The sequence below is a fragment of the Flavobacterium sp. CHNK8 genome (assembly GCF_019774515.1).
GTDB classification, from domain to species: domain Bacteria; phylum Bacteroidota; class Bacteroidia; order Flavobacteriales; family Flavobacteriaceae; genus Flavobacterium; species Flavobacterium tiangeerense.
In genome coordinates, this window is sequence record NZ_CP081492.1 from 263,630 (window position 1) to 282,328 (window position 18,699).

Genomic DNA, 18,699 nt, shown 5'->3' on the forward strand with positions numbered 1-18,699 from the left:
TAAAGAACAATGATAAAAAATTTCAAATGGCTATTATTTGCTTCGCTAGCATTTGTAGCGTGTAATAATGAGGATGAAGTCGTAATAGACGCTAATTCTTCAAATGGAGAAGCCTTGACTGCTGGTACTGCGGTGGTTACTAAATATGTAGCGCTGGGAGATTCTTATGCCGCAGGTTTTAGTGATAATGCTTTATTTATTGAAGGACAAAAAGGTTCCTATGCTAACATTATAGCGCAGCAGTTTGCGTTAAAAGGTAGCGGAGAATTTAAGACACCGTTAATGGCTGACAATGTTGGAGGACTTTTATTAGGTGGTAATGTAATTCTAGGACAACGTTTGTTTTTTAATGGATCAGCACCTGTTCCGGTATCAGGAAGGCCTTCTACAGAAGTAACTACAAAACTTACGGGCCCTTTTAGTAATTTGGGTGTACCAGGTGCAAAAAGTTACCATTTGGTAACGCCAGAATATGGAAATGTGGCTAAGATAGCTACAGGTCAAGCAAGTCCATATTTTGCGAGATTTGCGACGTCGGCTACAACTTCTGTTGTCGCTGATGCAGTTGCTCAAGACCCTACCTTTTTCTCCTTGTGGATTGGAGGGAATGATGTTTTAGGTTATGCTACGTCTGGAGGAAGTGGGGTTAATAGAACTGGAAATTTAGATCCAAGAACCTATCTAAGCAATGATATTACAGATCCAACTGTTTTTGCTAGTGCTTACAACAATATCGTTAATGCAATGACGGCAAAGGGAGCGAAAGGTGTTGTGGCAAATTTACCATATGTAACGGCATTGCCTTATTTTACAACAGTTCCTTTTAATCCATTGACTGCATCAGTTTTAGGTCGTGGAAATGTTGCTGTTGGAACAGCTACTATTCAAGGTTTGAATCTGCAATTATACGGGCCATTAAAACAAGCTTTAACTGCATTTGGTGCTGGATCCAGGATAGAATTATTGTCTACTACTGCTGCAAACCCTTTGCTGATAGTTGATGAGAGTTTGCCAAATCTTTCTGCACAATTAACTTTAGCGTTTACTCCTACTTTAGGAGCTCAGACTGCTGCGTTCTACGGGCAAGTTTTTGGTCAAGCTAGACAGGCTACAAAAGAAGATCTTGTAGTATTAACGGCTCAATCTGTAATTGCATCTGCACCTGCAGGAGTTCCTGCGCCATTGAATGTTTTTGGTGTAACATATCCAATGCAAGATGTACATGTATTAACCAAAGCTGAAGTAGCTGAAGTGAAAGTAGCTACAGATGCTTATAATGCTACAATAAAATCTGTTGCTGATGCTAAAGGTTTGGCATTTGTTGAACTAAAATCAGTAACGGATCAGTTGGCAAATGGAGGTATAGTCTATAATAATTACCGAGTAACTTCGGCCTTTGTAACAGGTGGGATGTTCTCGTTAGATGGTGTGCATCCAAGTCCAAGAGGATATGCAATTATAGCTAATTTATTTACAGATGCTATAAATGCAAAATTTGGTTCAAATTTTAAAAACAAGGACGTAAGTTTGTATCGTATTTTATATCCAGCAACATTATAAATTCTAATTTAAAATGATATTTTAAAGACCACTTACGCTTTGTAAGTGGTCTTTCTTTTTTTTGAGAATAATGTTGTCATTTTTCTTTTTTTTAGTTGTTTCTGTGGGATCTACTAAAAATATCCATTTTTTCTAAAAAATAATTGATTTTATATTTTAAAAAATTATCTTTGCACACTGAAAAAAGCATTTAATCGATACGTTTCGATTGGAACTATTTCATAAACCTAAATAGCTATTTAATAAATACATAAGTAATGTCGAAAGTAATAGGAAAAGTTGCCCAGATCATTGGACCAGTAGTTGACGTAGTTTTCAACGGTAAGGATGTTGAACTTCCAAAAATTTATGATTCGTTAGAAATCACAAAAAAAGATGGTACTTTATTAGTACTTGAAGTACAATCTCACATTGGTGAAAACACGGTTCGTACCATTTCGATGGACTCAACAGATGGTTTGAGTAGAGGTTATGAAGTAGTTGGAACAGGAAATCCTATCCAAATGCCAATTGGAGCAGATGTTTATGGACGTTTGTTTAACGTAATTGGTGACGCTATTGACGGTTTGCCAGAATTACCTAAAACAGGTGAAAACGGAATGTCAATTCACCGTCAAGCACCTAAATTCGAAGACTTATCAACTTCTTCTGAAGTTTTATTCACGGGTATCAAAGTAATTGATTTGATTGAGCCTTACTCAAAAGGGGGTAAAATTGGATTGTTTGGTGGAGCTGGTGTTGGTAAAACAGTACTAATTCAGGAGTTGATTAACAATATTGCAAAAGGTCACGGTGGACTTTCAGTATTCGCAGGAGTAGGTGAAAGAACACGTGAAGGAAATGACTTGCTTCGTGAGATGTTAGAGTCAGGAATTATAAAATATGGTGATGAGTTCATGCATTCTATGGAAAATGGAGGATGGGATTTATCAAAAGTAGATTTACCTGGAATGAGAGAGTCTAAAGCTACTTTCGTTTTCGGACAAATGAATGAGCCTCCAGGAGCTCGTGCTCGTGTGGCACTTTCTGGATTATCTATCGCTGAGTATTTCCGTGATGGAGCAGGAACTGATCAAGGTAAAGATGTATTGTTCTTCGTGGATAATATCTTTCGTTTTACACAAGCAGGTTCTGAAGTGTCGGCACTTTTAGGTCGTATGCCATCTGCGGTAGGATACCAACCAACATTAGCTACAGAAATGGGAGCGATGCAAGAGCGTATCACATCTACAAACAAAGGGTCTATTACATCTGTACAAGCGGTTTACGTTCCTGCGGATGATTTAACAGATCCAGCTCCGGCTACAACTTTTGCTCACTTAGATGCAACAACAGTATTGTCTCGTAAAATTGCTGAGTTAGGTATTTATCCTGCGGTTGATCCATTGGATTCAACTTCAAGAATCCTTACTCCTCAAATCTTAGGTGATGAGCATTATGACTGCGCACAAAGAGTAAAAGAAATTTTACAAAAATACAAACAATTACAAGATATTATTGCGATCCTTGGTATGGAAGAGTTATCTGAAGAAGATAAGTTAGCCGTTTCGAGAGCGCGTCGTGTACAACGTTTCTTATCTCAACCTTTCCACGTTGCTGAGCAATTTACAGGGTTAAAAGGAGTTTTAGTTGATATCAAAGATACTATCAAAGGATTTAATATGATTATTGATGGTGAATTAGATCACTTGCCAGAATCAGCATTCAACCTTAAAGGTACAATTGAAGAAGCTATAGAAGCTGGAGAAAAAATGTTAGCGGAAGCATAAATTAAGATTCGGTGTTCAGTTTCAGTATTTTGTACTGAGACTGTTAACTGAGACTGTAAACTAAAAGATATGTTATTAGAAATAGTTTCACCAGAAGCAAAATTGTTCTCAGCAGAAGTTACCTCAGTAACGTTGCCAGGAGTTGATGGTAGTTTTCAAATATTGAATAATCACGCTCCAATAGTTTCTATTTTAGAAAAAGGACTTGTGAAAATTACAGCTTCAAATTTTAAATTTGCAAAAGAAGTTGCGGCTAAATTTACTATGGTAGATGCTCAAAACTATACTTTGGAAATTAACTCGGGTACCATAGAAATGAAAGACAATAAAGTTATTGTTTTAGTTGACTAAAATGATTTCAAAAGAAATAGAAAACCTCGCTACATGCGGGGTTTTTTTATACCCAATCCCAAATCATAATATGCCAAGTAATGTCTTGCTCCTGATATGTTTTTAAGGTTGTAAACCCAACAGCTTGATGCGCATTTAACGATCTCATATTTATGGACGCTACTTCGGTAATAAGACAGTCATACTGATAACTCAATTGATCTTTGTAAAAATGGTACAGTTTTTTAAAGATACCTAATCCTCGGTATTCTTTTGCAATACATATTTGCCCCATTATGATATAGTTTTTATAGTGCGGCACTAGGTTTTGAATTTCATCAAACAGTGGCTCTAAGGCTTTGATAGTGTCCTTAAAACTTGGTTTCATCACAAGTGCATAACCTATTACGGTATCATTTGCTTTCGCAATACAATGCGGACAGGCATTATTCATTTGTTCTAATAATTCAAAAGTATGCTGAAGAGTAACAAAACCCTCTTTCTTTTTCTCCTCTGCAGATATGTTATTGGATACATTTTGCTGTTGTAGGGTGATAATCTCTTGTAATTCTTTTGAAGTTGTTGCTCTTGTGAATTGAATATTTTTCATGGTCTTACGGTTTAATAGATAGTGCCCATGCAAGTTAAAGATATTAAAGTATGTTTTGTTTTATTGTTGATTTTTAGTGTATTGAATTTTAAATTTTTATAGGTTCTTTTATTTTTATTGGCGTATATTTTAAATTTGTATCAAATGATTAAAATAAAAAAAATCGAAATCATAAAGAGTAGTTTACGATTTCGATTCTATTTTAAGTAGGAGCTTTTGAAAATTACATTATTTTCTTAACTCTCTTTGATCTATCTGCTATGTAGGAAACAAGCCAAGCTATTTGTCCTTCTTTACTGAAATATAATTTTTTATTTTTTACATCTGGAATGTTTTCTAGTAGCGTTATTAAAATATTGTTTCCAGAAATGAGGTGTTTTTGTGAGTACGTATTCAGTACTCTCTCTATTTCTTTATCAGTAGCTGCCATTTGCTTGTATCGGGTGTAATTGTTTTTGATAACTACATCGTAACTAATAACATCGTCCATAGTAAACTCGCAAAAATTTTCATCTGTTTTGTCCATGCTTAGAGTAAAGAAAGCCCAAACAGCACCACCAGAAAAATAGACAGAACTTTTGTCCATAGCTTTTGGCTTAGAATTAAACATTGCTGTTGTTTGTGCACGTAACTCAGGCATATATTCAAAAGATTTTGAATTATAATCGCTTATTTCCTCTGATTTTGTTTTTTTGTTTACAATTTCAGTTAGTGTGATAGAACCGTAATTTAAGCTTACAGGGAAAAATACAAATTCTTCCATGGCAGATACATCTACGTAACCTCCTTTTGTATTTCCTCCTCCGATATCTAATACCAATGAGTTTTTGTATTTATTAGGTGGAATTAATCCTTTCATTAACATTTTTCCTTCTTGGCTTGCATCAATAAAATCCAAGTCTTTGCCAGTTTCGGTTTTTATTCTACCTATTAAGTCCTTATGGTTTTTTGCCATTGCAACTCCAGATGAACCTATTAAGAAAACATTTTCGCTTGGTACTTTGAATTCGGTTTCTATTGTTTTTAGGTTTTCTTTAACCACTTTGATTGTTTTAAGAATTTCTTCTTCTCCAAGATTTCCATTAATAGAAATTCCTTTTGCAATACCTACATTTTCTGTCCAAAACTTTTTTACTTCATAATTCCCTCTCTTGATGTTATCTACATCTAAAACAGAAACTTTTACTCCTTTACTACCAATTTCTATACCTGCATACAAATCTTTGTTGGATTGAGCAATCATGTTGTTTACGAACATGAAAACAACTATGGCAGTTGCTGTTTGTATTTTATTCTTCATAGAAGATATACTGTTAATATTCATTGCTGTTTATTTGAGTTTAATTTTATTTAAATTGTATTGATTTAAAATTTTCTTTTTGAAAATATGGTTTTTGTAATTAATGAATTATTGTGACAGACAAAATATTTAATATGACTTTATTTTAACAAAAAATTACAATTCGATGCAAATGTATAGGTTTAAATCTATTGGAGAATAGGTATGGTTAAATACTCGTTGAAGTAAAAAAATACTCGACAAAATGCATCCTTAATTGAGCTGTTTGTTAATTATCATTAAGATAGTGTTTTTATTGCAGTAATAATCTTATTTATTAAGCAATGTGTTTAAGTTGATATTTAACTTATTTGCTTCATCGTTTATTAAGGAATTGAGGTTTAGTGAAATAAATGGGCTCAGGATTTTATTTGTCCTTTGTTGTCGTGTATTCAAAAACTGTAGTTGTGTAAATTTATTTTTTGTAATTCAAAAATGTAAATTGAGTTTTATAGTATTGGTGTATTCCATTTGATTATAAAGCCTGTTGCATTAAAAAACAAATATTACTTTTTTTGAGTCGTTCGCTATATGGTAAGTTCATCATTTAGCACATTGTTTATAATAAACTAATTCACTTAAAATGCTTAATTTTGTGTTCTATGAAAAAAATTCCAGAGCATTTATCTCAAAAACTTGAAATTAGAAAGGAGCATAATGCCTTGCGCACATTACCTACGTTGCGAAGAGAAGTTGATTTTTCATCAAATGATTACTTGGGGTTTTCACAATCAGAAATTATTTTTAACGAGACGCATCAGTATTTAATTACCAACAAAATCATTCAAAACGGGGCCACAGGATCAAGATTAATTTCTGGAAATCACAAGCTTTATAAAACGACAGAGGAGTACATTGCTACGTTTCATCAATCAGAAGCGGCATTACTTTTCAATTCTGGTTATGATGCTAATCTTGGTTTTTTTGGTTCGGTGCCGCAAAAGGGAGATTTAATTCTATATGATGAGTTGAGCCATGCTTCTATACGTGATGGGATTCAATTATCAAGAGCCAAGGCCTATAAATTCAATCACAATGATTTTGAAGATTTAGAAAAATTAATTCTACGAAATCCTAATACAGTTATTTATATCGTTACCGAATCGGTTTTTTCTATGGATGGGGATTGTCCTAATCTTGAGGAATTGGTAAAGGTTTCAAATAAACACCACTGTTATCTTGTTGTTGATGAAGCGCATGCGCTTGGCGTTTTTGGAGATAAAGGAGAAGGATATGTGCAAATGCTTGGTTTGCAAGATCATGTTTTTGCGAGGATTATGACATTTGGCAAAGGTTTGGGCTGTCACGGTGCTGCTGTTTTAGGATCGCAAAATTTACGGGATTATTTGATAAACTTTGCTCGAAGTTTTATCTACACTACTGGACTTTCACCTCATGCTGTAGCGGCCATTTTTATAGCGTACCAATGTTTGACAAACGAGTCAGAGTCTATTGTTAAACTCAAAGAGAACATTGTTCATTTCAATCAAGAAAAAAATGTCCTGGGATTAAAACCTCTCTTTGTTCGTAGTAAGTCAGCAATTCAATCGGCTATTATTCCGGGGAATGAAAAAGTAAAAGCTATTGCAGGTCAATTGCAAGAAAAGGGATTTGATGTAAAAGCGATTCTCTCACCTACCGTGCCAGAGGGTCAAGAGCGACTTCGTTTTTGTTTACATAGTTATAATTCTACAGAACAAATTTCGGCTTTGATGCATTGTATCTACTCACTTTTGTAATTTAGTTTCATTTTTTTTGTAACGTTTTGTAGATATAAATACTTACTTCATGTAACTAGATATACAAATAAAAAAAATGAAAAACGTAATTAGAAGATCATTATCAGCTCTTGCAATACTTTTAATATCCCAAGTATGCATAGCGCAAAACAATAAAAAAGCAGCAATTCCAGAAAATGAAAACTCTTTATTATGGGAGATTTCAGGTAACGGAAATACAAAACCGTCTTATCTTTATGGTACAGTACACATGATTTGTAATGAGGATTATTTTCTTACTGATAAAACAAAAAAAGCGTTGAATAATGCCGATAACTTGTTTCTTGAAATTGATTTGAATAATCCTAATGAAATGGCTTTTTTGCAAAAATCGGCAATGGGTTCAGAGCCTTTAAGCAAAAAACTTACAGCTCAACAACTTGCAGATCTGGATTCTATCTTAAAAGAAAAAACAGGTATGACTGTTCAACAGGTAGATAATTTTAGTTTGTTTACGGTGATGAGTTTGATTACCATGAAATCTTTTGGGTGTACCAATTTGAAATTTTATGAGATGGAACTATCAAGTATTGCTAAAGCGGGGAATAAAAAATTAGGAGGATTAGAAACGGGTGAGGCGCAAATGCAATTCATGGGTAAAGCCTATAATGATGACCAAATGATTGCTATGTTAAAGGAATCAAAACTTGAAGATACCCAGAAAATGGTTCAGTCTTATAAAGATGAAAACTTAGTAGAATTGTACAACCAAATTACAAACCCTAAATTTTTAGATGAAAACTCAAAAAAATGGTTGCTTGAAGAACGCAATACCAATTGGGTTGAGAAAATGCCAGGTATTATGAAAGATAAAAGTTCATTCTTTGCAGTAGGAGCAGGGCATTTGTTAGGTGAAAAAGGAGTGATCAACTTGCTAAAAAAAGCAGGATATACTGTTAAACCGATATTGAACTAAAGTTGAATTTAAATCGAATAGTAATTTTTAGATTAGTAAAACAAAAACAATGATTTTCAATTTTTTTGTGTTAATATAAGAGTTGAATGCTTACCGTAAATCGATGATAAGTGTTATAAGATTTAAAAGAATATTAGAAATAAGCCCATCTTTATGATGGGTTTTCTATTTTTGTAAAAATTCATAATCTATGAAACTATTTATAACAGGAATAGGAACCGATGTAGGTAAAACTATTGCAGCAGCTATCATAACAGAGTCGCTTGAGGCTGATTATTGGAAGCCAATTCAAGCCGGAGATTTAGACCATTCAGACAGTCATAAAGTACAATCCTTTTTGTCAAATTCTAAAACAGTACTTCACCCGAATGCTTATGCTTTAAAAACTCCAGCAAGTCCTCATTATGCAGCAGCTTGTGATGGTGTTGTTATTGATTTACAAAAAATAGTAGAGCCACAAACTGAAAATCACCTTGTGGTAGAAGGTGCAGGTGGCGTATTTGTTCCAATAAATGATTCAGATTGTGTGATAGATTTGATTCAACCTGACTATAAAGTTATTCTAGTTTCTAGACATTATCTAGGGAGTATCAATCACACATTGTTAACGATTGAGGCGCTTCAAAACAGGAAAATTGAAGTGGCGGGAATTCTGTTTTCGGGTGATGAGAATAAAGCTACCGAAACCATTATTCTTTCTAAAACAGGTTTAAACTGTATTGGGAGAATTGAACAAGAACCTTATTTTGATCAAAATGTAATTAAAGAATACGCTGATATGTTCAGGGAAAAGCTATTGAGTTTGTAACATTTTTGTAAAACACGTTGCCTTCTCTATGTATCTTTGCGAAATATATTATTTGAAATGACATTAACTGAAAGAGACCAAAAACATCTTTGGCATCCTTATACACAACACAAAACGGCCGCGGTTCCTATTGCTATTAAAACAGGAAAAGGAGCTTTGCTTTGGGACGAAAATAACAAAGAATACATCGATGCTATTGCCTCATGGTGGGTGAATCCTTATGGACATAGTAATACATTTATTGCCGATGCTATTTACAAGCAATTAACAACTCTAGAACATGTTCTTTTTGGCGGTTTTACTCATGAACCCGCCATTATTTTAGGGGAAAAGTTACTTGAGATTTTGCCGAAAAATCAACAAAAAGTATTCTTTTCAGATAACGGCTCTACTGCTGTTGAAGTTGGTATCAAAGTAGCGTTGCAATATTTTTTTAACAAAGGAGAGCAACGTACTACGATCGTTGCATTTGAAAATGCGTTTCATGGTGATACTTTTGCGGCGATGGCTGCTAGCGGAATTTCATTTTACACTCAAGCATTTGAAGGAATGTTTATTGATGTAGTGAGAATTCCTGTGCCCGTTCCCGGAAAAGAGGAAGAAAGTTACCAAGCTTTACGCGAGCATCTAAAAAATAACAAGTGTGCCGCTTTTATCTTTGAACCTTTAGTGCAAGGTGCTGCGGGAATGGTGATGTATGAACCGGAAACACTAGATGTATTGTTGCAAATTTGTAATGAAAGCCAGGTTTTGACCATTGCTGATGAAGTCATGACTGGTTTTGGAAAAACAGGTAAAAACTTCGCAATGGATTATGTGGTAACAAAACCAGATATCATGTGCTTGTCTAAGGCGCTGACTGGAGGTACCATTCCTATGGCAATAACAACTTTTACACAAGATATCTTCGAAGCTTTTTATGATGATGATATTAATAAGGCATTGTTTCACGGACACACCTTTACAGCAAATCCTACGGGCTGTGCTGCTGCTCTAGCCAGTTTAGAGTTGTTAAATACTCTCGAGATGCAAGCTAATTTGGTTCGGGTGAATCAAAAACATTTGGATTTTCAAAGTAAAATCAAGGGACACTCTAAGGTAACAACTACGCGAGTCTTGGGTACTATATTTGCTTTAGAAATCAAAACAGAGGGTGAAGCTAGTTACTATGGATCATTGCGAAACAAACTCTATGATTTTTTTATCGAAAATGGTGTGATTTTAAGACCTGTTGGGAACATTGTTTATATTTTGCCTCCTTACATCATCAGTGATGAACAGTTGCAAAAAATTTATCACGTAGTAGAAGAAGTCCTAGAAATAGTATAGGTATGGGGTAAATGTTTTTCTTAATTATAAATGAAGTCACAAAAAGCTTCGAAATTGTTATTTAGGCCTAAACCTTATCGAAGTTTGTATAAAACTTTGCGACCTTTGCAATCAAATCAATAGTATCTTGTCAAAAATTATATCCATTACAGCGCTTTCGTCCGTTTCCCCGTTAGGGAATAATCTTAAAATGGTGTGGGAGAATTATCTAAAGGAACAACACTGTTTTGTACATAAGGTAATTGATAAAACACCAGCTTTTGTAGCGCCTTTAGATAGCGTTTCGGCTGATAAAGTGGAGCAATTAAAACAGTCTGATCCAAAATATAAATTCCTTGACAAATCAGTTTTATATGCTATTGAAGCTTCCCGAGCCGCAATACAGCAAGCGGGCTGGGGTGAAAATGATGTATTCGGAATCAATATTGGATCATCACGTGGTGCAACTGATTTATTTGAAAAGCACCATCAAGAATACTTAGAAACTGGTAAAGCGCAAACCCTAGCATCACCAACCACTACTTTGGGTAATATTTCTTCGTGGGTAGCACATGATTTACAAAGTGCAGGACCTGAAATTTCGCATTCAATTACTTGCTCTACTGCTTTGCACGCTGTTTTAAATGGTGTAGCATGGCTGAGATCAGGAATGGTTGATAAATTTTTGGTTGGAGGTAGTGAAGCTCCATTGACTGATTTTACAATTGCCCAAATGAAAGCATTAAAGATTTATTCCAGATCTAATGAGTTATACCCAAACCGCGCTTTAGATTTAGATAAAACACAAAACACCATGATTCTAGGTGAAGGTGCAGGAGTTTGTTGTCTTGAAATGGGTAAAAAAGAAAACGCATTAGCATACATTGAAGGAATTGGTTATGCCACTGAAATTTTAGAGCATAATATTTCCATTTCTGCTGAAGCTGTTTGCTTTCAAAAATCGATGGCAATGGCTTTAAAAGATACTGCTTTGTCAGACGTTGATGTAATTGTCATGCATGCGCCAGGAACTATAAAAGGGGATTTGACAGAGTATAAAGCGATCCAAAAAGTCTTTGGCGAAAGCTTGCCATTATTAACTACTAATAAATGGAAAATCGGTCACACTTTTGGTGCATCAGGAATTCTAAGCATGGAGTTCGCTATTTTAATGATGCAGCACAATACGTTTGTCAGAGTTCCTTTTGCGAAAGCGCAGCAACAAAAAAGGCCCGTACAAAAAGTTTTAGTGAATGCAGTAGGTTTTGGCGGTAATGCGGTAAGTGTTTTATTGAGCCTCTAATTCTTTTACTTTTTCATAAATCAAGTTGCTTTCAAATCCTTTTCGGAGTAAGTAATCACAAAATTTCTTTCTCTTTTTTTGAAGATTAGTTTCTTTGATGCTGTCCCAGTTTCTTATGGCTATTTTTTCAAAAGTGTCTAAATATTCCTCATTTGATATTTCTTTTAGCGCGAGATTGATGTTGTATTGACCAATGTTTCGGAATTTGAGCTCATTTACAATTCTGTTTTTACCCCAAAATTTTATGCGATGCTTTCCTCTAGCAAAGCTACAGGCAAACCGACTCTCATTCAAGAAATTATCCTGTATAAGTTTTACAATGATGATGTCTATTTCGTCAGAATCCATTTTCATGGTTCGCAGTTTTTGAACTACTTCGTCATGGCATCGTTCCTGATAAGCGCAATAATGCTCTATCTTTTTAATAGCTTCTTTTATAGAGAATACTTCTTTCATGATTGAGGTTAATTTGTAAACAAAAATGCAACAATAGTATCTAATAACCTAGCGCATCAAATTTTGTAAAAACTAACTTTATGTGATAACCTTACATAAAAAAAGATGTGATTAAACTATAAATTGTTTAGAAATAGATTTTAATGGCAGCGATTCCATTCTAAATCCGATTGGTAAAATTATTCGTAAATAAGATTAAGTTTAAAACAATTTTGAATTCATTTTAAGAGATATCGAGGAGCATTTTTTTGTATCAAATTCTAAATTTATTATTTAGATAACCTTAATTAAATGGAGGCTTTGATAAGGTATTACTAATGTTGAATTTAGAGCACTTCATCGTTAAAACAAGTAGTATATCGATTAATTTGTTTTTAATTTAAAACGTGATTGTATATTTAAAAAATTTAGATTTTATTAAATTCTGAGCGCTAATATAAAATAAGATTAACCTCTCATAATAATACCACATGAATAAAAAAATACTCAGCACAATCTTTTTCCTTTTTATTTTACTTCCAGCTTTTGGACAATGTGTTAGTTATACAGCTTCAATTTCAAGTACAAATTCATCTTGCAATATAATTTCTCCTGGAGCAATTAAATTGAAAGTTACAATATTGGGTGGGGTAAGTCCTTTTACAGTAGTTTATAGAAATGAAATAACAAATGTACAGACTACGGTTCTTAATTACACAAGCAATTCTGATATCATTATCAATGATGTACTTACTCAAACAACACCATTTACATTGGTTTCGGTAACTGCAAGTAACAGTTGTCCAGCTACTTTACAAAATCCAAATACAAGTGTTTTGTTTTATAAAGTTCCAGCCGTTCCTACGGCAAACATAACTAATGCCTCTTGTCCTGATGATTCTAATGGTAGTATAGCTATTACGAATCAATTTTATCCATCATCTTTATTGTTTAATGGTGTGAAGACAACAACAGCTGCAACTCCAGCAGATCCTCACGTTGATTTGGGTGGCAGATTATTATCTAATAGAAGCCGGTTTTCAGCAGAAGGCTGGATAAAATTTGATAAGACCAAGTATAGAAACAGAATGTCATTATTTGGGCAAAACGATGTTGTTGAGTTTGGCTTTGAGGGTAATAATTTATTGTGTTATACTGCTGGAGGTGGAACTGTTACATCTCCATTAGCAAATTATCCAAGTGATAACGCTTGGCATCATATTGCAGCTGTGGGGAATGGTACATCTTTAAAGCTTTATGTTGATGGAAATGAAGTTGGATCTGTAAATAGTACAACGTCAAATTATGGAAGTAACACAGCCTATTCAACAAAAATAGGTTGGGGGGTTTTAGATGTTGGTGGTGTTGGTTTTGTAGGTGAGATTTCAAATGTAGGTTTTTGGGGTAGAGCACTCTCTATTGATGAAATAAAAGGTTTGGCTTCGGGGTTTATACTATATAATTCTAAACAAGTAGGATTGTTGGCTGGATATAATTTTACTGAAGGTACGGGAACAACTGTTGCTCCAATAAGTAGTACAACACCCGCTCCTAGTAATGGAGTTTTTAGTGGAGTAACATTGCCTCTTTGGGTAGATCAAAGTTCTTACAATTGGACATCTAGTGTATCAGGTTTTACTCCTTCAACAAGTAAGTCTTTAACAGGACTTAAACCTGGGGTATATAATTTAAACATTACAGTTAATCAAGGGTGTTCAAGAACAACTCCTTTTACTGTTGGTGCTACAAATAATGTTACAACTCCTTTAATTGGAGTAATGACAAAGCCAAATTGTATTACACCCACAGGAAGCGTAAGATTAAGTGGTTTACCTTCGGGTTCTTGGACATTAATAAGAACTGGTTCGTCAGGCCTGTCAATTAATGGTACAGGTTCAGAAACTACAATATCCGGTTTAGCACCAGGAACCTATCAATTTGCTGTTAAAAGTGGGAGTTGTACCTCATCTCCTACCGGAAATGTAGTAATTGATCCGGTAACTACTACTACATACACAGGATCTACATGGTCAGTATCACCTACAATTGATATGATAGGTGTTATCAACTCAAATACGCCAATAACGGCTAATGTTCAGCTTTGTAACTGTACTGTTAACACGGGTATAAATGCAGTTGTGTCAACAGGAGTTAGTGTAATACTTCAGGACAAACTTACCGTTAATGGTACACTAACCTTTCAAAATAACGCTAGTTTAATACAAATAAATGATGTTGCTAATATTGGTAACATAACATATATAAGAGAGACAACACCGATAAAAAGATTTGATTATACGTATTGGTCATCTCCAGTTCTAGGCCAGAAGTTAATTGATGTTTCACCTAATACTGACCCGGGTAGTTACTATTCATTTGATCCTTCTACGGATAATTATTTTTCTGAAAATCCGCAAAATCAAATGAAAAGGGGAGTGGGTTACATCATTAGAGCTCCAGAGGGCACAGCAATGCCTCCTACACCGCTTGGTTCATTTATAGCATCTTTTATTGGCGTTCCTGATAACGGACCGATATCAGTTAGTGCTGTTGTACCTAATAAACCTTATTTGATAGGCAATCCTTACCCATCAGCGATTGATGCAGATGCGTTCTTAGCAGCAAATTCTAAAGCACTTTTTGGAACCTTATATTTTTGGACACATAATACTGCTCGTGGCGAGAATGTAAGTAACCCAGGAACAGGTTTTTATGCTTATTCAGCAGATGATTACGCTACTTACAATACCACAGGAGGAGTTGCTGTTGCAAAGAGTGATCCGAACAAAGCAGTAACAAACCCTTATAGGCCAACAGGGAAAATTGCCGCAGGACAGGCCTTTTTTGCTGGTACTCTAGAAAACATGACTAGTTCGACAATTGTTTTTAACAATAGGATGCGCTTAGGTGCCCTTAACGCAATCTTAGATAATAGTCAGTTTTTTAAAATTGCTTCAAAGAAGTCAAATACTGCTTCAAGTTTTGAAAAACACCGTTTATGGTTGAATCTAACCAATACACAAGGTGCTTTCAAGCAAATGCTTGTGGGTTATATTACAGGTGCTACAAATAGTTATGATACCACATATGATGGTGTAAGTTATAATGGGAATAGATTTGTAGATTTTTACAGTGTTAATGACAACAAAAAATTAACGATACAAGGAAGAGCTTTGCCTTTTGAGGAAAATGACGAAATTCCGTTAGGGTATAGCTCAACAATTGAGGGGACTTTTTCAATAAGTATAGATCAGGTTGATGGGTTATTGGCTTCTAGAAAAATTTATCTTGAAGATAAAATTAAAAACACAACACATAATTTAAATCAAGGGCCTTACACTTTTGAAACCGCTAAAGGTGTTTTTAACGAAAGATTTGTATTGCGTTACACTGATAAAACGCTAGGTGTTGATGATGTTGATGTTAAGTCAAATCAAGTCCTTGTTTCAGTAAAGAATAAGGTAATCAAAGTAGACTCGGGAATAGAGTCTATTGATAAGATTTATGTGTACACTGTATCAGGAACTGCTATCTATGAAAAACAAAAAGTAGATGCCTTGACGTTTTCTATATCAAGTTTGCCTGTAGCTCAGCAAGTGTTGATTGTAAAAACAGTTTTACAAAACGGAAATGTAATCACTAATAAAATTGTCTACTAAAAAAATACACATTGAATATTTCATATAAAAAAACTCCATTTCTTAAGAAATGGAGTTTTTTTATGGGTAAAAATAATATGTAACTTGTTACTTTTCTTTTCCAGAAGCTTCAAGGTTTCTTTCTATAGTGTGTCCTGGTCTTGACCATTTAGGTTTTTCTCCAAGAGGTGCATATTGAGAGTCTTCGGCCTCTACTGTTTGAGGTTGTGAAACTTTCGTAAATGGTTTTTGAGGATTTAAACCTAACATTTCAAACATTTTCATATCCTCATTTACATCAGGATTAGGTGTTGTTAATAATTTGTCACCCGCAAAAATAGAATTGGCACCCGCAAAAAAGCACATGGCTTGACCTTCACGGCTCATATTCATTCTACCTGCTGATAGTCGTACTTGAGTTTCTGGCATGATGATTCTGGTAGTGGCTACCATTCGTATCATTTCCCAAATTTCTACTGGTTTTTCTTCCTCCATCGGAGTTCCCTCAACGGCAACTAACGCATTTATTGGCACCGATTCTGGTTGCGGATTTAATGTAGAAAGCGCGACAAGCATACCAGCTCTGTCTTCAATGCTTTCTCCCATTCCTATAATACCACCGCTACACACTGTAACGTTAGTTTTACGAACGTTTTCAATGGTTTGTATGCGGTCTTCAAAACCACGTGTAGATATTACTTCTTTATAATATTCTTCACTAGTGTCAAGATTGTGATTGTAGGCGTATAATCCTGCTTCAGCAAGGCGTTGGGCTTGATTTTCAGTGATCATACCAAGGGTACAACAAACTTCCATGTCAAGTTTGTTAATTGTACGAACCATTTCAAGAACTTGGTCAAATTCAGGTCCGTCTTTTACATTTCTCCAAGCAGCTCCCATACAAACTCTTGATGAACCACTAGATTTTGCACGTAATGCTTGTGCTTTTACTTGGCTTACAGACATTAAGTCGTTACCTTCAATCTCAGTGTGGTAGCGTGCTGCTTGTGGGCAATAACCACAATCTTCAGGGCATCCACCAGTTTTTATAGATAATAGTGTAGATACTTGAACTACATTTGGGTCATGATGTTCTCTGTGAATAGTGGCTGCTTCATAAAGCAAATCCATTAAGGGTTTGTTATATATTGCGATTATTTCGTCTTTTGTCCAATTGTGTCTTTTAATGCTCATCGATACATATTTTTGATGCATCAAAAGTAGTTAAATTGTTCTAAAGTAACAATGCTTACCTTTCGAAAAGAGAAAAGCAATTCGTTGACTCAAAATTTGTTTGAAGTTGTTTACAATAAACGTAAAAACATACTAATTTACCTCTCAATTCAGTACTTTGCTGGATTTAAAAAAGTTAATCATTACTGTTCCTGTACTTATAAAGAATGTTTTTTTATGATTTAGCTCCATGTTTATCGCTGGAGTATCGGGTATCCCAGTACAATAACAGCATAAATGTTACTATGACAGCTGAGCTGATTCCTTCAAATAAAAGAGAAATGGAATACGTCATAACGGTAGGTTCTCCACCAAATAGAAATGTTTTTGATAGTGATCCAATATAGGCTTCTCCCCCTTTTGCATAGCTGTATAGAATAAGTGCTGCAATGCTAAGAATAACCCCTGTGAATGCAGTTCCAAAGGCAGATGCAGCATTAGAAACCAAAACTATGTTTCCTTCAGCGTAATTTTCTTTTAAAGTTTTATTGGTGCCATAAAAAATAAAAAGGACATTAAAAACTCTCAATATAGGGTTGTCTGCTAATCCTAGTAGCTCCATCACTAAAAAATAAAGGCCTATTCCTAAAATAATAATCAATCCGTTTAATAATTCTTTTGGAAGTTTCATATTGCAAATTTTTAAATTAATATATCATGTTGATAAACAAAGTGTAACACTCAAATTTAATTAAAAAAAGTCAATAAATATGTTAACCTATTATTTTTTAAAATAATTTTTTGCAACTATTTTATCTTTTTGCAATTGTTCTTGTAGTAATTGTATGGAACTAAACTTTTCTTCGTCTCGAACTCGATGTAAAATTGAAATTTTTAATTCTTGATGGTATAAATCAGCCTGAAAGTCTAAAAAATGAATTTCTATTGACTGTTCTTGGCCGCCTACAGTAGGGTTTGTGCCTATGTTCATCATGCCATTTATAATTTGAGAATTGATACTTGCTTGTACAAGATATACTCCGTTTTGTGGTATCAGCTTATAGTTCTCCTCTATTTTGATATTAGCGGTAGGAAAACCTATAGTGCGTCCTAGTTGTTTTCCTTGTACGACAGTCCCCGTAATAAAATAGGAATAGCCAAGATAGTCGTTGGCAAGTTGTATCTTCCCATTAAGAATTGCGTTGCGAATTTTTGTTGAACTTACTGAAATTTCATTGAGTTCTTGTACAGATATTTGAGCTACGTCAAAACCATATTCTTTTCCAAAATCTATTAAATCATCAATATTAGCGGTCCTGTTTCTCCCAAAACGATGGTCATGCCCAATGATAATTTTTTTAATATGAAATTTTTCTACCAGTACTGTTTTTACAAACTCCTCGGCGGTTAATTGTGAAAACGCTTCGTCAAATGGGTGAATGACTAGGTTTTCTATCCCAATTTCTTCCAGTAATTCTTGTTTTTCCTGAATCGTATTGAGTAGTTTAATGTTGGAGTCTTCTTGTAAAACCATTCTTGGATGGGGAAAGAAAGTAAGAACAACACTTTCATACTCTTCATTAGGCGTATTTTGCGTGAGCTTTTGCAGGATTTTTTTATGACCTATGTGTACACCGTCAAACGTACCAAGTGTTAGAATTGTTTTTTTGGTAATCAGGAAGTCGTTTATAGAATGAAAAATCTTCAAAGCAAGTGTTTTATAATCGTGCAA

At 34.5% G+C, this 18,699-nt stretch carries 15 protein-coding genes; 9 read left to right on the plus strand and 6 right to left on the minus strand.

Annotated features, from left to right (window positions below):
• The first annotated feature begins 9 nt into the window (after positions 1-9).
• The 3 genes from K5V07_RS01075 to K5V07_RS01085 all read left to right on the plus strand — a co-directional run bounded on the left by K5V07_RS01075 (position 10) and on the right by K5V07_RS01085 (position 3,680).
• On the plus strand, positions 10-1,560 hold the full coding sequence (locus tag K5V07_RS01075; protein ID WP_221916014.1) for an SGNH/GDSL hydrolase family protein: 1,551 nt from the start codon (positions 10-12) through the stop codon (positions 1,558-1,560).
• Positions 1,561-1,817: 257 nt separating this feature from the next.
• Positions 1,818-3,329: a F0F1 ATP synthase subunit beta gene (gene atpD, locus K5V07_RS01080; protein WP_086454109.1), complete on the plus strand. Its 1,512-nt coding sequence runs from the start codon at positions 1,818-1,820 to the stop codon at positions 3,327-3,329.
• Positions 3,330-3,398: 69 nt separating this feature from the next.
• Positions 3,399-3,680, plus strand: coding sequence for a F0F1 ATP synthase subunit epsilon (locus tag K5V07_RS01085; RefSeq protein ID WP_144893406.1), 282 nt, complete (start codon positions 3,399-3,401; stop codon positions 3,678-3,680).
• A 46-nt stretch (positions 3,681-3,726) separates the two neighbouring features.
• Here the strand turns inward: K5V07_RS01085 and K5V07_RS01090 are convergent, their stop codons facing one another.
• Both K5V07_RS01090 and K5V07_RS01095 read right to left on the minus strand, forming a co-directional pair.
• Positions 3,727-4,269, minus strand: a complete 543-nt coding sequence (locus K5V07_RS01090; protein WP_221916015.1) for a GNAT family N-acetyltransferase — start codon at positions 4,267-4,269, stop codon at positions 3,727-3,729.
• A 223-nt stretch (positions 4,270-4,492) separates the two neighbouring features.
• Positions 4,493-5,569 carry an exopolyphosphatase gene (locus K5V07_RS01095; RefSeq protein ID WP_221916016.1) on the minus strand — a complete coding sequence of 359 codons (1,077 nt, stop codon included), beginning with the start codon at positions 5,567-5,569 and terminating at the stop codon, positions 4,493-4,495.
• A gap of 641 nt (positions 5,570-6,210) precedes the next feature.
• On the opposite strand from K5V07_RS01095, the gene K5V07_RS01100 reads away from it, so the two are divergent.
• From K5V07_RS01100 to K5V07_RS01120, 5 genes are all read left to right on the plus strand, one after another.
• Positions 6,211-7,347, plus strand: coding sequence for an 8-amino-7-oxononanoate synthase (locus K5V07_RS01100; RefSeq protein ID WP_221916017.1), 1,137 nt, complete (start codon positions 6,211-6,213; stop codon positions 7,345-7,347).
• Between the two features lie 76 nt (positions 7,348-7,423).
• Complete coding sequence (locus tag K5V07_RS01105) at positions 7,424-8,302, plus strand: TraB/GumN family protein (protein ID WP_221916018.1); 879 nt, start codon at positions 7,424-7,426, stop codon at positions 8,300-8,302.
• A 190-nt stretch (positions 8,303-8,492) separates the two neighbouring features.
• Entirely contained in the window at positions 8,493-9,110 is a 618-nt protein-coding gene (gene bioD / locus K5V07_RS01110) for a dethiobiotin synthase (RefSeq protein WP_221916019.1), read from the plus strand.
• A 57-nt stretch (positions 9,111-9,167) separates the two neighbouring features.
• On the plus strand, positions 9,168-10,439 hold the full coding sequence (gene bioA, locus K5V07_RS01115) for an adenosylmethionine--8-amino-7-oxononanoate transaminase (protein WP_221916020.1): 1,272 nt from the start codon (positions 9,168-9,170) through the stop codon (positions 10,437-10,439).
• Between the two features lie 127 nt (positions 10,440-10,566).
• The gene (locus tag K5V07_RS01120) at positions 10,567-11,721 is read left to right on the plus strand and encodes a beta-ketoacyl synthase N-terminal-like domain-containing protein (protein WP_221916021.1); all 1,155 of its coding nucleotides are present in this window, start codon (positions 10,567-10,569) and stop codon (positions 11,719-11,721) included.
• On the opposite strand, the gene K5V07_RS01125 is transcribed toward K5V07_RS01120, so the two are convergent.
• Positions 11,707-12,177 (minus strand): regulatory protein RecX, encoded by a 471-nt coding sequence (locus K5V07_RS01125; RefSeq protein ID WP_221916022.1) that lies wholly within the window; start codon positions 12,175-12,177, stop codon positions 11,707-11,709. The two genes, K5V07_RS01120 and K5V07_RS01125, sit on opposite strands and share 15 nt — an antisense overlap.
• Before the next feature lie 470 nt (positions 12,178-12,647).
• Here K5V07_RS01125 and K5V07_RS01130 point away from each other — a divergent pair, with 470 nt between their 5' ends.
• Positions 12,648-15,815, plus strand: a complete 3,168-nt coding sequence (locus tag K5V07_RS01130; RefSeq protein WP_221916023.1) for a LamG-like jellyroll fold domain-containing protein — start codon at positions 12,648-12,650, stop codon at positions 15,813-15,815.
• A gap of 87 nt (positions 15,816-15,902) precedes the next feature.
• Here the strand turns inward: K5V07_RS01130 and bioB are convergent, their stop codons facing one another.
• From bioB to K5V07_RS01145, 3 genes are all read right to left on the minus strand, one after another.
• On the minus strand, positions 15,903-16,988 hold the full coding sequence (bioB, locus tag K5V07_RS01135) for a biotin synthase BioB (protein ID WP_144893386.1): 1,086 nt from the start codon (positions 16,986-16,988) through the stop codon (positions 15,903-15,905).
• 214 nt (positions 16,989-17,202) lie between these two features.
• Positions 17,203-17,658, minus strand: a complete 456-nt coding sequence (locus K5V07_RS01140) for a hypothetical protein (protein ID WP_221916024.1) — start codon at positions 17,656-17,658, stop codon at positions 17,203-17,205.
• Between the two features lie 90 nt (positions 17,659-17,748).
• Positions 17,749-18,675 (minus strand): bifunctional riboflavin kinase/FAD synthetase, encoded by a 927-nt coding sequence (locus tag K5V07_RS01145; protein WP_144893578.1) that lies wholly within the window; start codon positions 18,673-18,675, stop codon positions 17,749-17,751.
• Positions 18,676-18,699: the final 24 nt, after the last annotated feature.

What these genes read in the sequence shown, in the direction of transcription:
- K5V07_RS01075 (WP_221916014.1), top strand. Translation starts at nt 10, where the DNA reads ATGATAAAAAATTTCAAATGGCTATTATTTGCTTCGCTAGCATTTGTA.
- atpD (WP_086454109.1), top strand. Translation starts at nt 1,818, where the DNA reads ATGTCGAAAGTAATAGGAAAAGTTGCCCAGATCATTGGACCAGTAGTT.
- K5V07_RS01085 (WP_144893406.1), top strand. Translation starts at nt 3,399, where the DNA reads ATGTTATTAGAAATAGTTTCACCAGAAGCAAAATTGTTCTCAGCAGAA.
- K5V07_RS01090 (WP_221916015.1), bottom strand. Translation starts at nt 4,269, where the DNA reads ATGAAAAATATTCAATTCACAAGAGCAACAACTTCAAAAGAATTACAA.
- K5V07_RS01095 (WP_221916016.1), bottom strand. Translation starts at nt 5,569, where the DNA reads ATGAAGAATAAAATACAAACAGCAACTGCCATAGTTGTTTTCATGTTC.
- K5V07_RS01100 (WP_221916017.1), top strand. Translation starts at nt 6,211, where the DNA reads ATGAAAAAAATTCCAGAGCATTTATCTCAAAAACTTGAAATTAGAAAG.
- K5V07_RS01105 (WP_221916018.1), top strand. Translation starts at nt 7,424, where the DNA reads ATGAAAAACGTAATTAGAAGATCATTATCAGCTCTTGCAATACTTTTA.
- bioD (WP_221916019.1), top strand. Translation starts at nt 8,493, where the DNA reads ATGAAACTATTTATAACAGGAATAGGAACCGATGTAGGTAAAACTATT.
- bioA (WP_221916020.1), top strand. Translation starts at nt 9,168, where the DNA reads ATGACATTAACTGAAAGAGACCAAAAACATCTTTGGCATCCTTATACA.
- K5V07_RS01125 (WP_221916022.1), bottom strand. Translation starts at nt 12,177, where the DNA reads ATGAAAGAAGTATTCTCTATAAAAGAAGCTATTAAAAAGATAGAGCAT.
- K5V07_RS01130 (WP_221916023.1), top strand. Translation starts at nt 12,648, where the DNA reads ATGAATAAAAAAATACTCAGCACAATCTTTTTCCTTTTTATTTTACTT.
- bioB (WP_144893386.1), bottom strand. Translation starts at nt 16,988, where the DNA reads ATGAGCATTAAAAGACACAATTGGACAAAAGACGAAATAATCGCAATA.
- K5V07_RS01140 (WP_221916024.1), bottom strand. Translation starts at nt 17,658, where the DNA reads ATGAAACTTCCAAAAGAATTATTAAACGGATTGATTATTATTTTAGGA.